This is a genomic window from Pikeienuella sp. (genome assembly GCF_046290545.1).
GTDB lineage: Bacteria > Pseudomonadota > Alphaproteobacteria > Rhodobacterales > Rhodobacteraceae > Pikeienuella.
This window is the reverse complement of the sequence record NZ_JBKAGV010000001.1, coordinates 60,097-81,599: the sequence shown is the minus strand read 5'-3', so window position 1 is coordinate 81,599 and position 21,503 is coordinate 60,097. Positions and strand designations below refer to the sequence as shown.

The window sequence follows — 21,503 nt, the reverse complement described above, 5'->3', positions numbered from 1 at the left end:
TCTCCGCCGGTTCCCAATGAATTGCTGCGACTGCGAATGGGGTTCCTTCAGGCTCGAACCGGACCTTCGCGGCGGTCAGCAAGAAGGTTGGCTCTGGGCCGTGCGCGTCTGGCGCTGCAGTATCGATGGCAAGTTAGAGGCATTGGAGAGCATCGAGGCTTTCCGGGTAGTTCCTTGAAGCGGAGCCGGCGAACGATCCCCTTGACGCAAACAGGGTACGCTCTTAAAGGCGGGAACGGTCGCGGGTGTAGCTCAATGGTAGAGCAGAAGCTTCCCAAGCTTACGACGAGGGTTCGATTCCCTTCACCCGCTCCACGTTCCACATTCCCGTCGACCAACCCTTCCGCTTACGCGGCATACGCAATCTCTTCACGGTTCTGCGCGCGCTTCGTCCAGTCCCAGTAGAGCTCGTGCAGCTGTTCGGAGACAGGGCCGGGGCGGCCGTTGCCGAAGATCCGGCCCGCCACCTCAACCATCGGCGCGACGCCGCCGCCTGATGTGGACAGGAACACCTCGTCCGACTCCATCAGTTCCTCGAGCGGGAGCGGGCGCGTCTCCGTCGGCAGGCCGATTTCCGCGCACATGTCCAGCACGGTCTTGCGCGTCACGCCGTGCAGGACGCCGTGATCCGACGTGACGACCCGCCCGCCGGAGACGCAGAAGACGTTGAAGCCCGGACCTTCCGTCACGTTGCCCTGATGGTCCAGCAGCGCGACGGTATCGTATCCCTCGTCGAGCGCCTCGAACAACGCCGCGGTCATGTCGCCCCAATGATAGTTCTTGGCGCGGGGGTTCACGCTGTCTTCCGGGATGCGGCGTACCGTCTTAGCGATCCAGAGCTTCGCGCCCCTGTCGAGCACGTCGGGCTTCACGACATGGATGTAGGGAACGACCCAGGCGTAGAGGTGGTTGCCGCATCGCCGCGGGTCCCGGCTGCCGGGGATCAGGGGAACGCCCCGCGCGGCGGTCATCGAGCAATAGGCGTCGCGGAGGCCCGTCTTCGCGACCATTTCGTGCAGCGCGGCGCGCAACGCTTCCCGCGTCACGCCGGGAGCGAGGCGCATGGAGGCCATCGACGCCTCGAACCGGTCCAGATAGTCGGGGAGGCGGAAGAAGGCGCCGTCCTTCACCGGGACGACGTCATAGGTGATGTCGGAGCGGGTGAGGCCCCAGTCCATCACATGCACCTTCGCCTCCTCGATGGGGATGATCTCCCCGCCCATCCACGCCGCGCCTCTGGTCCAGTCCGTCATCGCCGCCTCCTTGTCCGCTCGCGCAGCATGGCGCAGGAAGGGGCTCAGAGGAAGGGGAGGAAAGGCCGCCCGTCGAGGGCCTGAAAGTAGGTGAACCCGGTCAGCCAGATCCAGCCGCCGGTCGCCGCCCATATTGCGGCGCGCGCCGCGCCCACCGGCAAGGTCCGCGCCGCCAGCCAGCCGAAGAGCGGCAGCGCGTGCATGGCGTGAAGGGCGAAGAAATGCGCGACGCGGAGGTCGCCCCCGCCCCGCGCCCAGCCCATGAGCCAGAGGCCGTTCGCGTCCGTCGCCGACCCGCCCACGATATGCCCGCCGTTCCCGCCGAGCGTCAACGCGGCGACCAGCGTCAGCGGGACGGAAACGAGGAAGCCGAGCGTGGCCGAGAGGCGGAAGGCGGGATCAAGCCCCGGCGCGCCGCCACGGGCGAGCGCTGCGCCGTAGACCAGCGCCGAGCCCAGCAGGATCACCGCGGAGAAGGCCGCCATGCTGAAGCCGAAGGCCCAGAGCGGGGTGGAGGAATTGAAATGGGAGCCGACGCCGGCCGCCGCCGCGCCGCCGATCCAGATCATCTCCAGCGCCGCGTTGACGACCATGACGAGGGTGAAGGGGCGCCACCAGCGGCTCCGCGTGATCCCCTCCCGAAGCCAGCCCGCCGCCCAGGCGAGGAATCCGAACCAGATCGCGATCGAGACGAGGAACTTGAGCGGCTTCACCCAGATGTTCAGGTCGAGATATGTCCGCCCGTCGACCGCCATCATCGCGAGCGCAAGGGGGACCAGGGCGGCGTGCGCGAGCGCGGCGGCGAAGAAGATCGGCTCACGTCTGCGCCATTCTGCGAGGAAGCCGGCGGAGGAGGGGGGCGTGGCGGCCTCGGCAAGGCTCATGGCGGTCTCCCGATGCTCTTTACAGTGTAAAGTTAGGCTGCCGGCGCCCAGTGTCAAGGCGAATTTTGACAGCGGAAAGACGGGAGGGTATGGAGTGTCATGGCCGGCGATGGACGATATCACCATGGCGATCTTCGCGCCGCGCTTCTCCGGGAGGCGGAGGCGGAACTCGCGGAGAAGGGCGTCGAGGCGTTCTCGCTGCGCGGCGTGGCCAAGCGCGCCGGCGTCAGCCATGCCGCTCCGGCGCATCATTTCGGCGATACGGCCGGGCTGCTCACCGCGCTGGCCGTCGAAGGCTTCGAGCGATTCATGGCCGCCAAGGAGGCGCGGATGGCGCGGGAGACCGAGCCGCGCGGCCGCTTCATCGCCTCGGGCCTCGGCTATATCGATTTCGCCCTGGCGCATCCGGCGCTTTTCCGGCTGATGTTCGCCTCGGCGAGGCTCGACTGGACGGATCCGGCGCTCTGCGCCGCCGGGGGGCGGGTCTTCGCGCTTCTCGGCGCGAACGTGGAGGCGCTCCGCGGCGCCGCGCCGGCCGAAGACGAGACGGCGCGGCTCGATCTCGTATCCGCCTGGGCGATGGTCCACGGCCTCTCGGAGCTGATGATCTCGGGTCGGCCCAACGCGCTCATGGCGCTCGAAGGCCCCGCGCGGGAGGCGGCGCTTCGGGAGATCGTCGGGCGGGCGCTTCCGCCGCAATAAGGGTTTCCGCCGCGCGCCTTGCTTCCGCCGCCGCTTCCGTCGTCAAGCCGAAAGCGGCCCGCAGGATCGCGCCCTCGGCAAGAGCGTGAACCGCAGGGCCGGCTCCCGGCGCGCCCGCCGCCTCCGCAAGATCGTTCAGGCGCCCGGCGAAGGCTCGCTTCCGGGCGAGGGCCGCGGCGCGCACCGGGCTCTCAGCCGCCTGGAACTCAGCGGCCGCGCGCTGGAAGAGGCATCCGCGAAAGCCGGGCGAGGCGAACCAGATGCCGAGCGCGTCGAAGACTGCGAGGAGCGCGTCGCGCGGCCCCTCCGCCGCCGCGACGCGGGCGGAGACGAGGGCGTCGATCCGCGCCTCCTGCACCGCGAGGGCGGCGAGGATCAGGGCGTCCTTGCTCTCGAAATGATTGTAGATCGAGGACTTCGAAACGCCGATCCGCGCAGCGAGCGCGTCCATCCCCGCGCGGCCATATCCCTCCTCCGCGAAGACGGCGAGCGCCCGCTCCACGATCTCGTCCCGTTTCGAAGGTCTCATCGGTTTCTCCCGTCTCACCCCTTGTAAATCGTACCGATCTGTCCATTTATCAAGTATCAGCACCGATCGGTGCAGTTTGAGGAGAGCAGCTATGGCCCGCACCTTCTATGAGATCGGCTTCACCCCTTCCGTCCTCGCCGCGCAGGAGCGCGAGGGCTCTCGCGCCGCCTACGCCGGGCAACTTGCGCCCGAAGCCGACCCGCGGGACCGGCTGGGCCCGGAGGAGGCCGCCTTCATCGCGGCGCGAGACGGGTGCTATCAGGCGAGCGTGAGCGAGACGGGCTGGCCCTATGTCCAGTTCCGCGGCGGGCCGAAGGGCTTCATCCGCGCGCTCGACGAGCGGACAGTCGGCTACGCCGATTATCGGGGCAACCGTCAGTTTCTGAGCCTTGGCAACCTTACGGCGGACGGGCGCGTTTCGCTCTTCTTCATGGACTATCCCAACCGCGCCCGGCTGAAGCTCTTCGGCCGCGCGCGGATCGTGGACCGGGTGGAGGACCCGGCGCTCGTCGCCCGGCTTCATGCGGGCGGCAAGGGCAAGCCGGAGCGCGCGGTGCTGATCGACGTGGCGGGGTTCGACTGGAACTGCCCGCAGCATATCCCCCAGCGTTTCACCGCGGAGGAGCTTCAGCCTGTCCTCGGCGAGATGCAGGCGCGGATCGCCCGCCTCGAGGCGGAGAACGCCGCGCTGAAAGGGGAGGCCGCGCAATGAGCCGCCCGCCCCTCCCGCCGTTCGACGAAGCCTCCGCCCGCCTGAAGGTCCGCCTCGCCGAGGACGGCTGGAACGGGTGCGACCCGGCGAAGGTCGCCCTCGCCTATACGGAAGACAGCCGCTGGCGGAACCGGGACGAGTTCCTGCAAGGCCGCGCGGAGATCGAGGCCTTTCTTGCGCGCAAATGGGCGAAGGAGCTCGACTATCGCCTGATCAAGGAGCTCTGGGCCTTCTCCGGAAACCGCATCGCCGTCCGCTATGTCTACGAGAGCCGGGACGAGGCGGGGCGCTGGACCCGCTCGCACGGCAACGAGAACTGGGAGTTCGACGAGGCGGGGCTGATGCGCGCGCGCCATGCGAGCATCAACGACGTTCTGATAAGGGAGGAGGATCGGCTCTTCCGCTGGCCGCTCGGCCGGCGGCCGGACGATCATCCGGGGCTCTCCCAGCTTGGGCTCTGAGCGGCTCAGTCCTCGAAATGCCCCGCCGTGGCGAAGGCGCCGCCCTGCCAGCGGTTATAGGGATCGTCCGGCGGCGGGGGCGGGCCGGCAGCGTCCAGCATGATGCGGAACTGCTCGGAATTGTCCTGCGGGCGCCAGCCGAGGAAGGCGGAGGCGGAATTGTCCCACCAGCTCTCGTCGTTCGCGGAAGCGCCGTAGACGATGGCGCAGCCGAGACGCGGCGCGCGGAAGACAGCCTCCGCGAGGCGCGCGAAATCCGCCGGGCTGAGCCAGGTGGCGAGCATCCGGTGATCCTTCGGCGCGTCGAGCACGGAGCCGATCCGCACCAGCGCGCTCTCGACCCCGAACTTGTCCCAGTAGAGCCGGGCCACCGCCTCGCCGAAGCATTTCGAGACGCCGTAGAGCGAATCCGGGCGGAGCGGCGCGGAGGCGTCGAGCCGCGTCGTCCGCTCGTGAAAGCCTATGACGTGGTTCGAGCTGGCGAAGAGGATGCGCTTCGTCCCCGCCTTCCGCGCGGCCTCGTAGAGATTGTAGAGGCCGAGGAGATTGGCCTGGAGGATATCGTCGAACGCCGCTTCCACCGGCACGCCGCCGAGATGGATAACCCCGTCGCAACCTTCGAGAAGGCGGAAGGTCGCCTCCCGGTCAGCGAGGTCGCAGCGGATGACTTCCTCGCCCGCGCCCGCCGGCGCCATCTCTGCGATGTCCGAGAGGCGGAGCGTCCCGGCGAGATGGGCGAGACGGGCGCGGGCGATGCGGCCGACATGGCCGGCGGCGCCGGTGATGAGCAGGCGGCGGAGCTTCATGGCGTTTCCTCCCTCTTGCGGCCGAGCGTCGGATGAACCCGCCCGAAGGTCCAGCCCTTCCCTCCGGCGCGCCGCCGCGCTCTTATGGCGAAAAGACCGGAGGAACCCCGATGAAGATCGCCGCCGTCCGCCCCCATGTCCTGCGACACGAATTGCCTGAGGCGGAGCGCTTCCAGTCCTCCTTCTCGACCTTTCGGGAGCGATGGGCCTGCCTTGTGGAGGTCGAGTGCGCGGGGGGCGTCACGGGCTGGGGCGAATGCCTCGGCCCGGCGCTGCCGAACGCCGCCATCGTGGAGGCGATGGCCGGGCGCATGATCGGGCGCGACGCGCGGGACATCGAGCCGATCTGGCTCGACCTCTACAACGAGTTCCGCGATCAGGGGCAGCGCGGGCTGACGATGACGGCGCTTTCGGGCATCGACATCGCGCTCTGGGACGCGACGGGGAAGGACCTTGGCGCGCCGGTCTGGCGGCTCCTCGGCGGGGCGCACCGCATGAAGGTTCCGGCCTATGCGACCGGCGGCTTCCGCCCCTTGGGGCGGGACCGGATCGAGCCGTCTGTGCGGGAGGTGACGGGCTATGTCGCCGAAGGCTTCCGCGCCGCGAAGATCAAGATCGGCTACGGCGCGGCGGAGGATGCGCGGGCGATCCGGGCGCTGCGGGAGGCGGTCGGGCCGGAGATCGCGCTGATGGTGGACGCGAACCACGGCTACGACGCTGTGGAGGCCGTCGCGCTCGGGCGGGCTGTCGCCGACCTCGACATCGGCTGGTTCGAGGAGCCGGTGACGCCCGAACATCTCCGCGCCTATGCAGAGGTGCGGGCGCGGCAGCCGATCCCCGTCGCCGGGGGCGAGACGTGGCACGGCCGCGCCGCCTTCGCCGCCGCACTGGAGGCGGGGGCGGTGGACATCCTCCAGCCGGATGTCTGCGGCTGCGGGGGGATCACCGAGATGCGGAAGATCGTCGCGATGGCGGAGACGGCGGGCGTTCGCGTCGTGCCGCATGTCTGGGGGACGGGGGTGGCGGTGGCGGCGGCGCTCCAGATGCTCGCGACCCTGCCGCCCAGCCCGCCCCGACACGAGCCGCGCCCGCCGTTGCTGGAATTCGACCGGACGCCGAACCCGTTCCGCATGGCTGTTCTCGCCGCGCCCGTCGAGCACGAGGCGGGCGAGGTCGCCGTGCCGCAGGGGCCGGGGCTCGGCTTCGAGATCGACCGGGTGGCGCTGGAGCGGTTTTCGGTGCGGCGATAACGGGCGAGTGCACACAGTGTGCATGAGTTTCAACTTATTGGTATAATTAAGAAAATATCATAATACCCCACATGGTCCGAGGAGTCTTTCGGTGGTGTTCGCAGTCGACGGCGGGGCCGAAATGGCGATCTGTCAAGAAAAACCGTGACATCAGGCGATGAGCGGGAGGGACAGTACTTAATCCGCCCTTAAGAGCTTCGAGCTTAAAAAACTAGCAGCGTCGAGTCCGCAGCTCCGGGCGAGGCGGCTTGGTCGACGGGTACTGTGGTGAAGGTGTGACATGAAAATTTCCCGACTCGTCCTGATGGCGTTTCTGGCCATCGGACTTTTCGCCGGCGCTAAGTTCACGCTCTCGGTAGGGGGCGCCTGGCAGGACTATCGTTCTGTCTCGCGGATGGCGGAGGCCAGCGAAGCCAATTCCGTCTGGGCCGCCGGCGCCATCGCCCTCTCGCTGGAGCGCAGCGTCACGCAGGTCGCCCTGTCTCTCGACACGGCCATTCCGGCGGAGTTCCGGGCGCTGATCGACCGGCAGCGGGAAGAGGCCCGGGCGTATTTCGACGAGGCCGTGGCCCGCGCGCAGGCAATGGCCGCCGCCCCCGGCCGGGACGATTTTCTCGGCGCCTCCTCCGGCTCGCTGAAGGCCGTGGCGGCGCTTCGTGCGGAGGTAGATGCGCTCCTCTCGCTTCCCAAGTCGGAACGCGACGCCACGAGGACCGCGGCGCTCCCCTTCGAGCTCAAGGAGGAAATCTCCCGCATGAAGGACGACGGCCTGCTGCTGTCGCCGGCGAATGAGATCAGCTCCGACAAGTCGCTCGCCCTCGCCGGAATTCAGGACCGGGCCTGGGAGGTGCGCGAATTCGGCGGCCGCGCCCGGACCTATTACGCAATAGCGACGCTCTCCGGCGCACGGATCCCAGAAGCCTATTTCGCCCTTATCGATTCGGACGAGAAGCGCGCCCTCGCAGCCTGGGAGGCGCTGATGAACATCGCGACGGCCAGCGCGCCGCCCGAGTCCATCGCGGAGCGGATCAAGGTCGGCGAGCCGCTCTATTTCGAGGAATACGTCGCCCTGACGGAGGAAAAGATGGAACGCTCGCGCGCCGTGACGAACGGCGCGCCTGACTATCCCCTCGATTTTCCCGCGTTCTTCGAGCGCTCCAACGCCGCGCTTGACCACATGACGGCGCTTTCCAAGCTCGCCGGCGCCGAGCTCGTGCGCTATTGGGCGGAGCGGAAATCGGCCGCGCTCTTCTCGCTGGTTGCGAACATCCTCCTCGTCCTTCTTCTCCTCGCGACCATGCTCGTCGCCTGGTCGCAGCTTCGCCGGCGGCTGATCGGGCGGCTCGAGGCCACGACGGGAGCGTTGGAGAAGCTTGCCGGCGGCGATCTCAAGGCGGAAATCGACCGGCGCGCGGACGACCTCGCCGAGGTCGCGCGGCTCGCCGCCGCGCTCGCGATTTTCCGCGACAACATGCGCAGGACCGAAGAGCTGAAGGGCAACCTGCAGCAGGTGCTCGCCGAGGCGTTGGAGAGCGCGGTCTCGGTGGACGCGGCGTCAAACGAGTTGCAGGCGTCTTCGGAGCGGATCAGCGCCGGCGCCGAGACCCAGGCGTCTTCCGTCACCGAAGCCGGCGCCGCGATGGAGCAGATGACGGCGACGATGAGGCAATCCGCCGACAACGCCGCGCAGACGGAGAAGATCGCCTCGCTCGCCGCCGAAAAGGCGAAGACGACCGGCGAGGTCGTCTCCGGCGCCGTGGCGGCGATGCAGGACATCGCCCAGAGGATCGGCGTGATCCAGGAGATTGCGCGGCAGACCGACCTTCTCGCGCTCAATGCGGCGGTGGAGGCGGCGCGCGCCGGGCCGCATGGCCGGGGCTTCGCCGTAGTCGCCTCCGAGGTCCGGAAACTTGCGGAGCGCAGCCGGCTCTCCGCCGCTGAAATCTCTGAACTCTCCGCCCGGACGGTCGAGGAGGCGGGTCGCGCAGGCTCGATGCTGGACGAGCTGGTTCCGGGCATCCGGAAGACAGCCGACCTCGTGCAGGAGATTTCTGCGGCGGTGCGCGAGCAGAACATCGGCGCGGAGCAGATCAACGCCGCGATCCGGGAGCTTCAGGCCGTGATCCAGCAAAGCGCGGAGACGTCGGAGCAGGCGCGGCAGAGGGCCGGCGACCTTTCGGATCAGGCGGCGGCGCTCAAGCGAACGATCGGAGCGTTCGAGGGGGATAGGGCGGAGGTCGCCCCGGCGCCTCCCGCGCCCGTCCTCATGGCGGCCTGAACCGGAGCCGCGGACACGCTCCCCTGGTGGCCTGCGGGGCGGCGGGGCCTCACTCGCCCCGCCGCTCCCGCTCCGCGAGCCGCGCCTCGATCTGCCGCAGGCGCTCCAGCACCTCGTTGCGGTAGTCGCCTGTCGCCGCATCCGCCTCCTCCGAATGCGCGCTTTGCATGGAGTTGACGACAAGGCCGACGAGGAGGTTCACGACGGCGAAGGTCGTGACCATGATGAAGGGCACGAAGAAGGCCCAGGCGAAGGGATAGGTCTCCATCACCGGGCGGACGATGCCCATGGACCAGCTTTCCAGCGTCATCACCTGGAAGAGCGTATAGCCGCTGCGGCCGAGCGTTCCGAACCATTCGGGGAAGGCGCCGCCGAAGAGCTTCGTCGCCATCACCGCGCCGATGTAGAAGACGATGGCCATGAGGAGGAAGACCGAGCCCATGCCGGGCAGGGCGTCCACCAGCCCCTGCACCACGCGGCGGAGCGAGGGCGAGATGGAGAGCACGCGGAGGACGCGGAGCACCCGCAGCGCGCGCAGCACCGAGAGCCCGCCTGTCGAGGGCAGGAGCGCGATGGCGACGATCAGGAGGTCGAAGACGTTCCAGCCGCTCCGGAAGAAGCGCCCGCCCTTCGCCGCCAGTTTCAGTCCGATCTCGACGACGAAGATCGCGAGGCAGATCCTGTCGACGGTGAGAAGGAGCGGGCCGGCGCGCTCCATCGCTGTGGACGAGGTCTCCAGCCCCAGCGTCACTGCGTTCACGAGGATCACCGCGAGAATGAAATTGCGGACGGGCGCGCTTTCGAGCCGCGCCTCGAGCCGGGCGCGCCAGCCGGCGCCGTCGGAAGCGGTGGTCGTCATGCTGCTCTTCCCCTGGAGAAGCGTTGTCGGGATCGCCGCAATCTAGAGGGTCGGCGGAGGAAGGGGAAGGCGGAGTTCAGAGCGCCTTCGCCGTCACCACCACCTCGATCAGGTCGGTCGGCTCAAGATCGGCGCCGACGCAGGCGCGCTGCGGCCAGTTCTCCCGCGGGCCGATCCACTCGACCCAGACGGAATCCATCGCCTTCTTGTTCCGCATGTCGGTCAGGTAAACGGTGGCCTGCAAGAGGCCCTCCTTCCCGCTGCCGGCGGCCTTCAGATGCCGCTCCAGCGCGGCGAGGGCGCCCTTCGTCTGCGCCTCGATGGTGGGGCCCGAATCCGGGTCGGTCGCCACGGCGTAGACGAGGCCCCCATGTGCGACGGCGCTGCAGCGCCCCGCCGCCTTGCCGTGGATCCGTGTGGTCATGGCGCGCCCTTTCCGCTCCGCTTCTCCGGGCGAGCCTCGCCGGTTCGCCCGCCCGCCGCAAGGCCGCAGGGGGGCGCCCCGCAATCCGCAGCACCCTGTCCGCCGCCTCTTGCCTAGGGCCCCGCCCGCGCCTAGGCTTTCGCAGCGCAATATAAGACAGGCGGGCGACAAGCCGCCGAGGGGATGCGGATGGCGATACAGACGGTCGGCGTGATCGGCGCGGGGCAGATGGGGGCGGGGATCGCCCATGTCTTTGCGCTGGCGGGCTACGAGGTGAAGCTCAACGACATCGACGGGGAGCGGGTGCGCGCGGCCATCGACCGGATCGGGGAGAATATCGGGAAGCAGGTCGCCAGGGGCCAGGTCTCCGAGGCGGAGCGCGTCGCCGCGATCTCCCGCATCGCGCCGGCCGCCGCGCTGCCGGAGATCGCCGCGACTGACCTCGTGATCGAGGCGGCGACGGAGAACGAGGCGGTCAAGCGCGAGATCTTCAAGGCGCTGGTGCCGCATCTTGCGCCCGACACGATCCTGACGACGAACACCTCCTCCATCTCCATCACCCGGCTCGCCTCCGTCACCGACCGGCCGGAGCGGTTCATGGGGTTCCATTTCATGAACCCCGTGCCGCTGATGCAGCTCGTGGAGCTCATCCGCGGCATCGCGACGGACGAGGCGACCTACGAGGCGCTGAAGCTGGTGGTGGACAGGCTCGGCAAGACCCATGCGAGCGCCGAGGATTTCCCGGCCTTCATCGTCAACCGCATCCTCATGCCGATGATCAACGAGGCGATCTATACGCTTTACGAGGGCGTCGGCACGGTGGAGAGCATCGACACCTCGCTGAAGCTCGGCGCCAACCATCCGATGGGGCCGCTCGCGCTCGCCGATTTCATCGGGCTCGACATCTGCCTCGCCATCATGAACGTGCTGCATGAAGGACTGGCGGATACGAAGTACCGGCCCTGCCCGCTGCTGACCAAATATGTCGAGGCGGGCTGGCTCGGGCGAAAGACGCAGCGCGGCTTCTACGACTATCGGGGCGAAAGGCCGATGCCGACGCGCTGAGCGCGTCTCCGCCCTTGCGCGCCGCGGTTGAATCTGGCGGGATGCGCCGTAACCGGACAGGAGCCAGAGCCATGATCGCAAGAGTCGCCGCCTTCGCGCTGTCCCTTCTCGTCGCAGCCGGAGCCGCGGCCGCGCCGTGGAAGCTGGACAAGGACCATGTCCACGTCACCTTCACGATAAGCAATATCGGTTTTTCCGTCACGCACGGGCAGTTTCGCGAGTTCGACGCGGAGATCGATTTCGACCCGGAGAATGTGGAGACGGCCTCCGTCGCCTTCACCCTCGTCGCCGACAGCCTCGACACCAATTCGAAGGCGCGGGACCGGCATGTGAAGAGCAAGGATTTCCTTGACGTCGCGAACTTCCCGACCATCGCGTTCCGCTCCACCAAGGTCCGCCTCATCGACGAGAGGACGGCCGAGATCACCGGCGACCTGACGATGCGCGGCGTGACGCAGGAGGAGGTCTTCACGGCGAAGCTGATCCGCCTTGGCCCCTCGCCCTTCAACGCGGCCGACACGATCGCCGGGTTTTCGGTCGAGGGCGTGATCGACCGCACGGAATACGGCGTCTCCTACGGCGCGCCCGCGATCGGCGTGGAGGTGCCGATCCGGATCGACATCCAGATGAATCCGGTCAAGTCCTGAATCGCCTCGCAGGTTCATGAACCGGAGACAATCTGTTGTCGCGCGCCCTCATTGTGGCGTCAGCGGAAAGCCCTATCTCTCCGGCACGTTCCAACGAGACGACAGGAGACCTTCATGCGCCTCGCCTTCGCCGCCCCCGCCGCGCTCGCAGCCGCGCTTCTCGCGGCGCCCGCCCTCGCCCAGCCCTGGGCCATCGACAAGAGCCACGCCACGGTGTCCTTCAGCGTGGACCATCTCGGCTTTTCGCTGACCCGCGGGATCTTCCGCGAATTCGACGCCGTGATCGACTTCGACCCGGAGAACATGGAGGCGGCATCCGTCTCCTTCACCATCGACGCCGCGAGCATCGACACGTTCTGGGAGGCGCGCGACAATCACATCAAGGGCGCGGACTTCCTCGATGTCGGGACCTATCCGGAAATCCGGTTCGTCTCCAAGGCCGTGCGCCTCACCGGCGACGACACCGCGGAAGTGACGGGCGACGTGACGATCAAGGACGTGACGCGTGAGGAGACCTTCACCGCGACGCTGCGGCGCATCGGGCCCTCGCCCTTCAATCCGGAGCTGACCATCGCCGGCTTCGTCGTCGAGGGCGAGCTTGACCGGACGGAATACGGCGTGTCCTACGGCGCGCCAGCGATCGGGACGGTGATCCCGCTCCGGCTCGACCTCGAAATCAGCCCGGCCAAGTGACGATGCGGGGCGCGGCGATCCTCCTCGGTCTCGCCGCGCTCTCCGCCCCCGCAGGGGCGGAGCCTCTCCGCTGGGAAATCGACGCCGAGGCGTCCCGCATCGGCATCGTCTATCTCATCAATGGCGAGCAGAGGCGGGGCGAGATCGGCCGCTTTTCCGGTGCCGCCCGTTTCGACCCGGACGACGTGTCGGCGGCGCGGCTGACGCTGGAGATCGACATGGACAGCGTGGATGTCGGCGAGCCCTTCGGCACCTTCATCGTGAAAACGTCCGACTGGTTCGACGTCGCCGCGCATCCGACGGCGCGCTATGAGCTGGACCGGATGGAGCCATTGGGCGACGGGCGCTTCCGCGCCGAGGGCCGGCTGACGATGCGCGGCGTCGAGCACAGCGTTTCGGGCGATCTCTCGCTCGACCTCGCGGGGGAGATCGCCGGCGCCGAGGGCGCTGCGTCCTTTCCTCGCAGCCTCTACGGAATCGGCATCGGATTTACGGCGCTTTTCGTCGAGGTGGGGGATGAAGTGGGCGTCGAGTTCGACCTCGTCGCGACGCCGGAGGACGGATGATGGGATTGCGGAACACCAATGCCGGCTGGGGCCTGCCGGCGCGCCTGCTGCACTGGGCGATGGCGGGGCTGATCCTATTCATGTTCGGGCTGGGCGTCTGGATGTCCAACTTCGTGCCGGACGTGTTCGAGCAGTTCGGCCTCGTGCAGACGCATAAGAGCTGGGGCTTCGTCGTGTTCGCGCTGGCGCTGCTGCGCGTGATCTGGCGGCTGGTGAACCCCGCGCCGCCGCTCCCCGCGCATATGGGCGGGCTGGAGCGGACTGCGGCTCATGCCGGCCACCTCGCGCTCTATGCCCTCATGTTCGCGATGCCCGTCACCGGCTGGCTGATGGCCTCCGCCTCGGAGCTGCAGGAGCTATACGGAATCCGGAACATGGTCTTCGGCCTCTTCGAGCTGCCGGACCCGTTCGTTCCCGGCTCGAAGCCGCTGGAGGACCTGTTCCGCGCCGCTCATTTCTGGTGCGGGATCGCGCTTGGACTCACGGTGCTCGGCCATGCCGCAGCCGGGCTGAAGCATCATTTCGTCAACCGGGACAATGTGTTGACGCGGATGATCACGGGGCGGTAACCCTCCGTCGCGGAGCAGCCGCGAAAAGTAGCGGAGGGGGCTGACTTGCAGGCGATCATGGTTCGCGAGGCGGGCGCAGAGGATGCGGACACTATCGCTCGCTTTGTCCACGCGCTCCTCGACGAGCTTTCGGGGGGCGCGGCGCCGCCGGTTAACGAGGTCGCCGAGCGGGCGCTCGCCGTCCTTGCGAGGCCCGATGTGCACGCCGCGCTCGCCGTCGTCGACGGAGAGCCGGTCGGCGCCATGACGCTGAACGAATGCGCGGCAATCTATGCCGGCGGGGCCTTCGGCGAGATTTCAGAACTCTACGTCTTGCCGGAAATGAGGTCGCTCGGGGTGGCGCAGAAGCTTCTGGACCATGCCTGCGCCGTCGCGCGGCGGCGGGGGTGGAAGCGCCTCGAAGTTGGCGCGCCCGCCCAGCCGGCATGGAGCCGGACGCTCGACTTCTATCTCCGGAACGGTTTTGCCGAGGTCGGCCCGCGGCTTCGTAGGCCGATCTGAGCGGCGCTGCGCGCTTTCAGCCGAAGAGCCGCCCCGCGAACCGCGTCTCCGGCAGGCCCTTCGCCCCCGGCTCCGCCACGAAGAGCCCGCCGGAGAGCGGATGCGCCGCTTCCTGTTCCGGCGTGAAATGCTCCCGCGCGGTTGTGACGTAGAGCCGGTCCAATGCCTTGCCGCCGAAGCAGCAGCAGGTGACCTGCGGCGCCTCGACCTCGATCCGCCGGCCCGCGCGCCCGTCCGGCGTCACCTCCTGCACGATCCCGCCCCAGAACCGTGCGCTCCAGAGCGCGCCGGAAGCGTCCACGCAGGCGCCGTCGGGGAAGTTGCGCTTGCCTTCGCAAGCGTGGAAATCCTCCGGCGCGCCCATCGCTCCCGTCTCCGTGTCGTAGGGGTAGCGGCGGATCATCTGCGTGGGCGTGTCCGCGAAATATATCCAGCGCCCGTCCGGCGAGAAGCAGATCGAGTTGGTGACGGAAATGCCCGTCTCCAGCGTCTCCTGCCGGCCATCGGCGTAGCGGATGAGGGAGGAGGTGGGCTTCAGCCCGTCCTCGTCGATCCCGCCGGTGAGGAACCGCCCCTGCCGGTCGCAGCGGCCGTCATTGAGGCGGCTGGTCGGGTGGTCGGGCTCGAAATGCGTAAGCCGCTCCAGCCGCCCGCCCTCTATGTCCCAGCGGAAGAGGCCGCTCTCGAAGGCGGCGAGCAGGCGGTTCTCCGCATCGAAGGCGAAGGAGCCGAGGCGTTCGGGGCAGGGGACCGTCTCCACCGCGCCGCCATCCTCGTCGCAGGACCAGAGCGCCTTCCCGTGGATGTCCGTCCACCAGAGCCGCGCATGGTCGGCGTTCCACTGCACGCCCTCGCCGAGCGTGCATTTCGAGTCGACCAGCAATTCCGCCTTCATGCGCGCTCCGGGTTCTTGCCGAGGATGATCATGGCGAGGATTTCATCATCCGTCACGTCCCCGACGCGCTCGGTGCCGACGAGCCGGCCGTTCTTCATCACCGAGACGCGGTCGCAGAGCGCCATGACGTCGTGGATGTCATGGCTGATGAGAAAGATGCCGAGGCCCTGCCGCTTCAGCTCCTGGATCAGCTCCGCCACCATCTTCGTCTCCTGCGGGCCAAGTGCGGCGGTGGGCTCGTCCATGATCAGGATGCGGGCGTTGAAATAGACGGCGCGGGCGATGGCGACGGACTGGCGCTGCCCGCCCGAGAGCGCCTTCACCGGCTCCTTGAATTTCGCGAAATTGGGGTTGAGCCGGGCCATGATGCGCCGCGTCTCCGCCTCCATCCGGTCATCGTCCACGAAGCCGAGGGGGGTGGTCAGCTCGCGCCCGAGAAAGAGGTTGGAGGCGGCGTCGAGATTGTCCGCCAGCGCGAGGGTCTGGTAGATCGTCTCGATGTTGTAGGCCCGCGCATCCCGCGGGCTCCCGATCCGCGCCTCCTTCCCGTCGATCAGGATGGCGCCGGAATCCGCGCGGTAGGCGCCGGAGAGGCACTTGATGAGCGTCGATTTCCCGGCGCCGTTATGGCCGAGGAGGCCGACGACCTCGCCCGCGTGAAGGTCGATGCTCACATGGTCCACCGCCTTCACGCCGCCGAAGGCGATGGAGATGTCCCTCATCTCGACAAGCGGAGTCATTGGCGCGCTCCCGTCCGGCGGCGGTAGAGGATGTCGATGAACACGGCGGCCACCAGCACGGCGCCGACGACGATGTTCTGGAGCGGCGAATCCACCCCCACCATCGCCATGCCCGATTGCAGCGACTGCATGATGAGCGCGCCGAGGATCGCGCCATGGATCGTCCCGATTCCGCCCGAGAGCGCGGTGCCGCCGATCACCGCGGCGGCGATGACGCGCAACTCGTCCAGCGTGCCGATATCGTTGGAATGGTTGGTGAGGCGGGAAGAGGCGACGATGGCGGATAGCGCGCAGAGCGCGCCCATCAGCGCGAAGATCTTCACGGTCAGCATCTTCGTGTCGACGCCTGAAAGCTCCGCCGCGTCCGGGTTGCCGCCCGTGGCGAAGACGTAGCGGCCGAAGCGGGTGCGCCTCGCGATCACCGTCATCGCTACGGCGACGGCGATGAGGATGAGGACGGAGACGGGGAGGCCGTAGCCCTCGGAATACCCTTCCGGCATCACCTCGCCGCGCGCTTCGAAGAGGCGCTCCAGCCGGCCGGTGGGCACGTCATAGGCGTTGAGCGTGGCGACGAAGGCGAGGATCGCGCCGGCGGCGAGGAGCGTGAGCGCGGCCTCCGCCCAGAGCGGCTTCACAGCGAAGCCGTGCTTCGCCTTCCGCGCCCGCGCGGCCCAGATCGCCGCCGCGGCGGCGAGCGCGGCGAGGGCGCCGACGACCCATGACCAGAAGACGCCCAGCGTCCCGTTCGCGCCGCCGAAGATCTGGAAGGTCGGGTCGAGCGGGCCGATCGTCTGCCCCGTCGTCAGATACCAGCCGGCGTTCCGCCAGATCAGGAGCCCGCCGAGCGTGACGATGAAGGCCGGGATCGCGAGGAAGCCGACGAGCCAGCCATGCAGCGCGCCGACCGCCGCGCCGACGAGGAGGCCGGCGAGGCAGGCCGCGACCCAGAGGAGCGGATGCCCGAGCCCGAGCAGCTGCGGCAGCCATTCGACCTGGATCATCGCCATCGTGGCGGAGGAGACGGCGAGGATCGAGCCGACCGAAAGGTCGATATGCCGGCAGACGATGATGAAGACCATGCCGGTCGCCATGATCGCGACCGAAACGGTCTGGATCGTCAGGTTGAAGATGTTCCGGGGGGTGAGGAAGCGCCCCTCCGTCACGAGGTCGAAGGCGAGGCAGAGGACGAGGAAGGCGCCGACCATGCCGAGGAGGCGGGTGTCGAGCTCCAGCGTCTCGGTCAGGCTGCGCCGCTTCGGCGCGTCGGCGGTCGCGTCGGTCATTTGGGGCTCCGGGGTTCGTCGTTCCCGGCCCCGGACCTGATCCGGGGCCTCGATCCGCTGCGCGCTGAACGTCGGGGCCCCGGCTTGAGGCCGGGGCCGCGTGAACTTCAGTTGCAGGGGGCGGGGCCGTTCGTCACGCCCTGGCAGAGCGCGTCCTTCGTGATCCAGCCGGCGTCCACCACGACCGGGAGACTGTCCTTCGTGATCGGGTTCGGCGCGAGGAAGATCGCGGTCAGTTCCGTGCCTGCGGGGGAGGTCCACTTGCCGGCGCCTGGCACGTCCGCCATCGCGGTTCCCTTCGCCATGGCGACGGCGATCTCCGCCGCGGCCTTGCCGAGTTCCCGCGCATCCTTCCAGACGGAGACGGTCTGCGTGCCGAGGGCCACCCGGTTCAGCGCGGCGTGGTCGCCGTCCTGCCCCGAGACGGGAATGCCCGCCATGCCCTGCGCCTGCAGCGCGGCGACGACGCCCCCCGCCGTGCCGTCGTTCGAGGCGACGACGGCGTCCACCTTGTTGTCGTTTGCGGTCAGGATCTGCTCCATGTTCCTCTGCGCGTTGGCGGGGAGCCAGCCGTCCGTATAGGCCTCGCCGACGATGGTTATGTCCCCGGCCTTCACGGCCGCGTCGATGATCTCCTGCTGCCCGGCGCGGAGGAAATCCGCGTTCGGGTCGGTCGGCGAGCCCTTGATCATGACGTAGTTGCCCTTCGGCGCCGCGGCGAAGACGGCGCGGGCCTGCATCCGGCCGACCTCCATGTTGTCGAAGGTGAGGTAGAAGGCGCGCGCATCCTCGATGAGCCGGTCATAGCCGACGACGGGAATCCCCTCGTCCGCCGCCGCCTCGACCGCGGGGCCGATGGCCTGCGCGTCCTGCGCGAGGATGATGAGAGCTTCCGCGCCCTGGGCGATCAGGCTCTCGATGTCGGAAAGCTGCTTGGCGGAGGAGGATTGCGCGTCCGCCGAGATGTAAGTCGCGCCCGCAGCCTCCAGCGCGGCCTTGATCGCGGCCTCGTCCGTCTTCCAGCGCTCTTCCTGGAAGTTCGACCAGCTGACGCCGACGACCTGCGCGGCGGCGCCGGTCGCGGAAAGCGCGGCGAAGCCTGCTGCGAGGAGAAGGGAACGGGCTTTCATGTGATCCTCCCTGGATCGCTGTTGATCTTGACCGCGGGCGGATTCGCCCCTCGACGCCCCGCTTCTCGCCTAAATTAATTCGGATGTCAAATTTATTTTGACCTATGTCTAGGGATTATGTACGCTCGTCTGCACAGAAATGCTGCAATGCAGCAATCCTGCGCCGGGGCGTCCCGGATCGGACGGTGACATTTCACCACGTTCCGAATTATATGGCGAGACAAGGGGGGCGCATGGCGGCCAGATATGACGATCTCGACGGCAGGACCGTCTTCATCTCAGGCGGCGCGACCGGGATCGGCGCCGATCTCGTCTCCGCCTTCCACGGGCAGGGCTGCCATGTCGTCTTCTGCGACATCGACGCCGCGGCGGGCGCTGCGCTCGCCGCCTCGCTCGGGGCGCGGGCGCATTTCGTAGAGGCAGACGTGACGGACGATGCCGCGCTCGTCGCCGCAATCGGTCGGGCGGAGGCGCAGGGCGGGCTCGACATCCTCGTGAACAACGCGGCGAATGACCGGCGGGGCCCGATCTCCGACATGGATGCGGAGACATGGCGGCGGCTAGTCGACGTCAACCTTCGCCACATGTACGTCGCCTCGCGCGAGGCGGCGCGGCTGATGGCGCCGAGGGGCAGGGGCGTCATCGTCAATTTCGGCTCCATCGCGCCGGAGGTGACGGTCGAATCGCTCTCCGTCTACAACATGTGCAAGGCGGGCGTGCGCGGCCTGACGAAGAGCTTCGCGCGCGATCTCGGAAAGCACGGCATCCGCGTCAACTCGATCCTCCCCGGCGCGATCCTGACGCCGAAGCAGCGCGCGCTCTGGTATCCGGACCAGGCCTCCATTGACGCCGTGGTGGCGCAGCAATGCCTCCCCGTCGAGCTGAACGGCGGCCATGTCGCTGCGATGGCGCTCTTCCTCGCCTCGGACGCCGCCGCGGGCTGCACCGCGCAGGACTTCATCGTGGACGGCGGGACGATCTGACCCGTGAGCGCGCCCGACAGCGCCGCCTCTCTCCGCCGCGTCCTCGCGGAGATCCGCCGGCAGGGCGCGGCCGCGCGGGTGGACGTGGCGGCGGAGACGGGCCTTTCCCCCGCCACCGTCACCGCACTGACGGCGGACCTCATCGCCGCCGGCCTGATCGAGGAAAGCGCGGGCGGCCCCGCCGGGGCCCGCGGCCGGCCGCGCGTGATGCTGCGGCTCCGCCCCGAGGCGCTCCATGTGGCGGGTGCGAAGCTCTCGGACAGCCGGGTGACCGTCGCCATCCTCGATTTCGAGGGGCGTATCACCGGGGAGGGGGAGGCGCCGCTCGCCGCGCGGCGGCCCTCCATGGCCTCGATGCTCGAAAGCCTCGACGCCGCTTTCGGCGCCGCGCTCGCCGCCGCCGGGCTGCGGGAGGGGGAAATCGCCGCGCTCGGGCTCGGCGTGCCGGGCTTCGTGGAGGGGGAGACAGGGCGCTGCCTCTGGAGCCCGGTGCTCGCGGACCCGGCGCCCATCGACCTCTTCGCGCCGCTCCGCGCCCGGTTCTCCTGCCCCGTCTTTGTGGACAACGACGCCAACCTCGCGACGCTGGCGGAGCTTTGGTTCGGGCTCGGGCGCGGGCGGCGGGATTTTCTCGTCGTCACCATCGAGCACGGACTCGGCATGGGCGCGGTGCTGGACGGAAAGCTCTTTCGCGGGGCGCGCGGCGTCGGCGCCGAATTCGGCCATGTGAAGGTGCAGACGGACGGCGCGCTCTGCCGTTGCGGGCAGCGGGGGTGCCTTGAGGCCTACGTCGCAGACTATGCCCTCGCGCGGGAGGCGGCGGCGGCGCTGGGCCCGGACGACGGCTCGCCCGCGACCTTGGACCGGCTCGCGGCGCGGGCCGAGGCGGGGGAGCCGGCCGCGCGTTCCGTCTTCCGTCGGGCCGGGCGCATGCTCGGGCTCGGCCTCGCCAATCTCGTCAACCTCTTCGACCCGCCGCTCGTCATACTCTCCGGCGAGCGGATGAAGCACGAACCGCTCTTCCGCCAAGCGATTCGGGAGGCTCTGGCCGCGAACATCCTGGCGCTCGACCGGCCGCCGCCCGAAGTGGAGGCGCATCGCTGGGGCGACACGCTCTGGGCCCGCGGCGCCGGCGCGCTGGCGCTGGACGGGATCACGCCCGATCTGGCGGCGGCGGCGAGGCTGGCCGCCACATCGTCAGCCAACGGCTGACATGTCCCCTCACCCTCCATTCCCGACAAGGCGCGGAAAAGGGTCGGGTGGACAGCCTAGCCGCCCACGAATCGCTTGATAGCGCGCTTTACGCTCCCCGGCGTGTTGCGAACGAGCATCTCCGCCAACCGGCCCCGCGGTGGCGCATAGATATCTTCAGGAGTGAGCCTGCCGTAGCCGCCGTGATCGATCACCTCGAACCCACGCGGCTCGTTGAAGATGATAAACTGGTTATACGGCAATGTAAAAATCGGAAGATCGTGTGCTTCCGCAAAATACAGGGCAAAGGGGAACACTTCCGTCGGGGCGTATTTGGTAGTATGCTGCCAAATCGTCTTGCTGAAATCATCGCCGCAAATAAACCCGCCACGACGTACTTTGGGTAGAAGTAGGATGAGATCGATCGTGATGCCGCGCAACGTATGATCGCCATCGACGTAAATCAGGTCAAGCGAAGCGCCATCGATCTGTGTGTTCGCCTCTTTTGAGGTGGCGCGGATTTCAATGACTTTTTCCTTGAAAGGCGCGACTCTTTTCAAAGCCTTGCTTCGCACGCTTTCGAATTCGAAGTTCGACTTGTTCAGCGGTTTGTTCCAGTCAGGAAGATTGCGCCATGGGTCAACCAAGACATAGCGTTCGATCTGCTCGACCTTTTGCAGGATCGTTTCAGACAGATCGCCTTCCCAAACCCCGATCTCGGCCATGCGTTTGACACCAAGATCTTTGAACAGATTGAGAAGAAGTTCCTTTCGGCTCTTGCTCCCGGCTACAGCGGAATCAATGACGGTGCATGCTTCTTCGAATGTCATTTGCGCCTTGTGATGTGGACTACGCTTCAACTCCCACGAAAGCCAGGTTTTGGTAGATTGTCCTGACGTTCCCCAAACGGCTCGCAGGGTGCCAACCCGCTTGTTTAGTGTTCGTGTCACCCCTAATCGATGGGGCTGTCAAGCAAGTTGTCCAAGGGTGCGCTGTTCTCTCGAGCGCCGGCCGGAAAATGAACCGATTGATTTCAAGGCCTTGTGAGCCGCGTCGGTTTGCGAAGGCAATTACGCTGTTCC

Annotated in this window: 24 protein-coding genes and 1 tRNA gene; 14 read left to right on the top strand and 11 right to left on the bottom strand. The window is 68.0% G+C overall.

The features are described 5' to 3' along the window. The first annotated feature begins 241 nt into the window (after positions 1 to 241). A tRNA-Gly gene (locus ACE37J_RS00435) sits at positions 242 to 315 on the top strand. Positions 316 to 347: 32 nt separating this feature from the next. Here the strand turns inward: ACE37J_RS00435 and ACE37J_RS00430 are convergent. Both ACE37J_RS00430 and ACE37J_RS00425 read right to left on the bottom strand, forming a co-directional pair. After that, a complete protein-coding gene (locus ACE37J_RS00430; RefSeq protein WP_409705289.1) occupies positions 348 to 1,253 on the bottom strand; it encodes an aminotransferase class IV in 906 nt (301 codons plus the stop codon). A gap of 44 nt (positions 1,254 to 1,297) precedes the next feature. Beyond that, entirely contained in the window at positions 1,298 to 2,137 is an 840-nt protein-coding gene (locus ACE37J_RS00425) for a hypothetical protein (RefSeq protein WP_409705286.1), read from the bottom strand. Positions 2,138 to 2,236: 99 nt separating this feature from the next. Between ACE37J_RS00425 and ACE37J_RS00420 the strand changes: the two genes are divergently transcribed. Next, positions 2,237 to 2,839, top strand: a complete 603-nt coding sequence (locus tag ACE37J_RS00420) for a TetR/AcrR family transcriptional regulator (protein WP_409705283.1) — start codon at positions 2,237 to 2,239, stop codon at positions 2,837 to 2,839. Here the strand turns inward: ACE37J_RS00420 and ACE37J_RS00415 are convergent. Continuing rightward, complete coding sequence (locus ACE37J_RS00415; RefSeq protein ID WP_409705280.1) at positions 2,766 to 3,368, bottom strand: TetR/AcrR family transcriptional regulator; 603 nt, start codon at positions 3,366 to 3,368, stop codon at positions 2,766 to 2,768. The two genes, ACE37J_RS00420 and ACE37J_RS00415, sit on opposite strands and share 74 nt — an antisense overlap. A 91-nt stretch (positions 3,369 to 3,459) precedes the next feature. Between ACE37J_RS00415 and ACE37J_RS00410 the strand changes: the two genes are divergently transcribed. Continuing rightward, complete coding sequence (locus ACE37J_RS00410; protein WP_409705277.1) at positions 3,460 to 4,080, top strand: pyridoxamine 5'-phosphate oxidase family protein; 621 nt, start codon at positions 3,460 to 3,462, stop codon at positions 4,078 to 4,080. Beyond that, the gene (locus ACE37J_RS00405) at positions 4,077 to 4,541 is read left to right on the top strand and encodes a DUF1348 family protein (RefSeq protein ID WP_409705274.1); all 465 of its coding nucleotides are present in this window, start codon (positions 4,077 to 4,079) and stop codon (positions 4,539 to 4,541) included. The genes ACE37J_RS00410 and ACE37J_RS00405 overlap by 4 nt, the downstream gene beginning before the upstream one ends. 5 nt (positions 4,542 to 4,546) lie before the next feature. On the opposite strand, the gene ACE37J_RS00400 is transcribed toward ACE37J_RS00405, so the two are convergent. Next, the gene (locus ACE37J_RS00400; protein WP_409705271.1) at positions 4,547 to 5,347 is read right to left on the bottom strand and encodes an NAD-dependent epimerase/dehydratase family protein; all 801 of its coding nucleotides are present in this window, start codon (positions 5,345 to 5,347) and stop codon (positions 4,547 to 4,549) included. A gap of 110 nt (positions 5,348 to 5,457) precedes the next feature. On the opposite strand from ACE37J_RS00400, the gene ACE37J_RS00395 reads away from it, so the two are divergent. Further along, positions 5,458 to 6,597 carry a mandelate racemase/muconate lactonizing enzyme family protein gene (locus ACE37J_RS00395; protein WP_409705268.1) on the top strand — a complete coding sequence of 380 codons (1,140 nt, stop codon included), beginning with the start codon at positions 5,458 to 5,460 and terminating at the stop codon, positions 6,595 to 6,597. Between the two features lie 280 nt (positions 6,598 to 6,877). Then, on the top strand, positions 6,878 to 8,875 hold the full coding sequence (locus ACE37J_RS00390) for a methyl-accepting chemotaxis protein (protein ID WP_409705265.1): 1,998 nt from the start codon (positions 6,878 to 6,880) through the stop codon (positions 8,873 to 8,875). Between the two features lie 49 nt (positions 8,876 to 8,924). Here the strand turns inward: ACE37J_RS00390 and ACE37J_RS00385 are convergent, their stop codons facing one another. Continuing rightward, on the bottom strand, positions 8,925 to 9,734 hold the full coding sequence (locus ACE37J_RS00385) for an ion transporter (protein ID WP_409705262.1): 810 nt from the start codon (positions 9,732 to 9,734) through the stop codon (positions 8,925 to 8,927). 76 nt (positions 9,735 to 9,810) lie between these two features. After that, positions 9,811 to 10,158: a RidA family protein gene (locus ACE37J_RS00380; protein ID WP_409705259.1), complete on the bottom strand. Its 348-nt coding sequence runs from the start codon at positions 10,156 to 10,158 to the stop codon at positions 9,811 to 9,813. A gap of 189 nt (positions 10,159 to 10,347) precedes the next feature. On the opposite strand from ACE37J_RS00380, the gene ACE37J_RS00375 reads away from it, so the two are divergent. From ACE37J_RS00375 to ACE37J_RS00350, 6 genes are all read left to right on the top strand, one after another. Further along, positions 10,348 to 11,223 carry a 3-hydroxybutyryl-CoA dehydrogenase gene (locus ACE37J_RS00375; RefSeq protein WP_409705256.1) on the top strand — a complete coding sequence of 292 codons (876 nt, stop codon included), beginning with the start codon at positions 10,348 to 10,350 and terminating at the stop codon, positions 11,221 to 11,223. Positions 11,224 to 11,294: 71 nt separating this feature from the next. Further along, the gene (locus ACE37J_RS00370; protein ID WP_409705253.1) at positions 11,295 to 11,870 is read left to right on the top strand and encodes a YceI family protein; all 576 of its coding nucleotides are present in this window, start codon (positions 11,295 to 11,297) and stop codon (positions 11,868 to 11,870) included. A 114-nt stretch (positions 11,871 to 11,984) separates the two neighbouring features. After that, positions 11,985 to 12,563, top strand: a complete 579-nt coding sequence (locus tag ACE37J_RS00365; protein ID WP_409705250.1) for a YceI family protein — start codon at positions 11,985 to 11,987, stop codon at positions 12,561 to 12,563. Positions 12,564 to 12,565: 2 nt separating this feature from the next. Next, complete coding sequence (locus ACE37J_RS00360) at positions 12,566 to 13,129, top strand: YceI family protein (protein ID WP_409705320.1); 564 nt, start codon at positions 12,566 to 12,568, stop codon at positions 13,127 to 13,129. Beyond that, positions 13,126 to 13,698 carry a cytochrome b gene (locus ACE37J_RS00355; RefSeq protein WP_409705247.1) on the top strand — a complete coding sequence of 191 codons (573 nt, stop codon included), beginning with the start codon at positions 13,126 to 13,128 and terminating at the stop codon, positions 13,696 to 13,698. Before ACE37J_RS00360 ends, ACE37J_RS00355 begins: the two co-directional genes overlap by 4 nt. A 45-nt stretch (positions 13,699 to 13,743) precedes the next feature. Next, entirely contained in the window at positions 13,744 to 14,199 is a 456-nt protein-coding gene (locus ACE37J_RS00350; RefSeq protein WP_409705244.1) for an N-acetyltransferase family protein, read from the top strand. A 16-nt stretch (positions 14,200 to 14,215) separates the two neighbouring features. On the opposite strand, the gene ACE37J_RS00345 is transcribed toward ACE37J_RS00350, so the two are convergent. The 4 genes from ACE37J_RS00345 to xylF all read right to left on the bottom strand — a co-directional run bounded on the left by ACE37J_RS00345 (position 14,216) and on the right by xylF (position 18,247). Beyond that, positions 14,216 to 15,094, bottom strand: a complete 879-nt coding sequence (locus ACE37J_RS00345) for an SMP-30/gluconolactonase/LRE family protein (protein WP_409705241.1) — start codon at positions 15,092 to 15,094, stop codon at positions 14,216 to 14,218. Further along, positions 15,091 to 15,834 (bottom strand): ATP-binding cassette domain-containing protein, encoded by a 744-nt coding sequence (locus tag ACE37J_RS00340; RefSeq protein WP_409705237.1) that lies wholly within the window; start codon positions 15,832 to 15,834, stop codon positions 15,091 to 15,093. Before ACE37J_RS00340 ends, ACE37J_RS00345 begins: the two co-directional genes overlap by 4 nt. Beyond that, positions 15,831 to 17,117 carry a sugar ABC transporter permease gene (locus ACE37J_RS00335; protein ID WP_409705234.1) on the bottom strand — a complete coding sequence of 429 codons (1,287 nt, stop codon included), beginning with the start codon at positions 17,115 to 17,117 and terminating at the stop codon, positions 15,831 to 15,833. Before ACE37J_RS00335 ends, ACE37J_RS00340 begins: the two co-directional genes overlap by 4 nt. A 107-nt stretch (positions 17,118 to 17,224) precedes the next feature. After that, positions 17,225 to 18,247: a D-xylose ABC transporter substrate-binding protein gene (gene xylF, locus ACE37J_RS00330; RefSeq protein WP_409705231.1), complete on the bottom strand. Its 1,023-nt coding sequence runs from the start codon at positions 18,245 to 18,247 to the stop codon at positions 17,225 to 17,227. 233 nt (positions 18,248 to 18,480) lie between these two features. On the opposite strand from xylF, the gene ACE37J_RS00325 reads away from it, so the two are divergent. Together ACE37J_RS00325 and ACE37J_RS00320 are read left to right on the top strand one after the other, a co-directional pair. Beyond that, complete coding sequence (locus ACE37J_RS00325; protein ID WP_409705228.1) at positions 18,481 to 19,230, top strand: SDR family NAD(P)-dependent oxidoreductase; 750 nt, start codon at positions 18,481 to 18,483, stop codon at positions 19,228 to 19,230. A gap of 3 nt (positions 19,231 to 19,233) precedes the next feature. After that, the gene (locus ACE37J_RS00320) at positions 19,234 to 20,442 is read left to right on the top strand and encodes an ROK family protein (RefSeq protein WP_409705225.1); all 1,209 of its coding nucleotides are present in this window, start codon (positions 19,234 to 19,236) and stop codon (positions 20,440 to 20,442) included. Positions 20,443 to 20,498: 56 nt separating this feature from the next. Here ACE37J_RS00320 and ACE37J_RS00315 read toward each other — a convergent pair whose 3' ends face one another. After that, complete coding sequence (locus ACE37J_RS00315) at positions 20,499 to 21,251, bottom strand: class I SAM-dependent methyltransferase (RefSeq protein WP_409705222.1); 753 nt, start codon at positions 21,249 to 21,251, stop codon at positions 20,499 to 20,501. Positions 21,252 to 21,503: the final 252 nt, after the last annotated feature.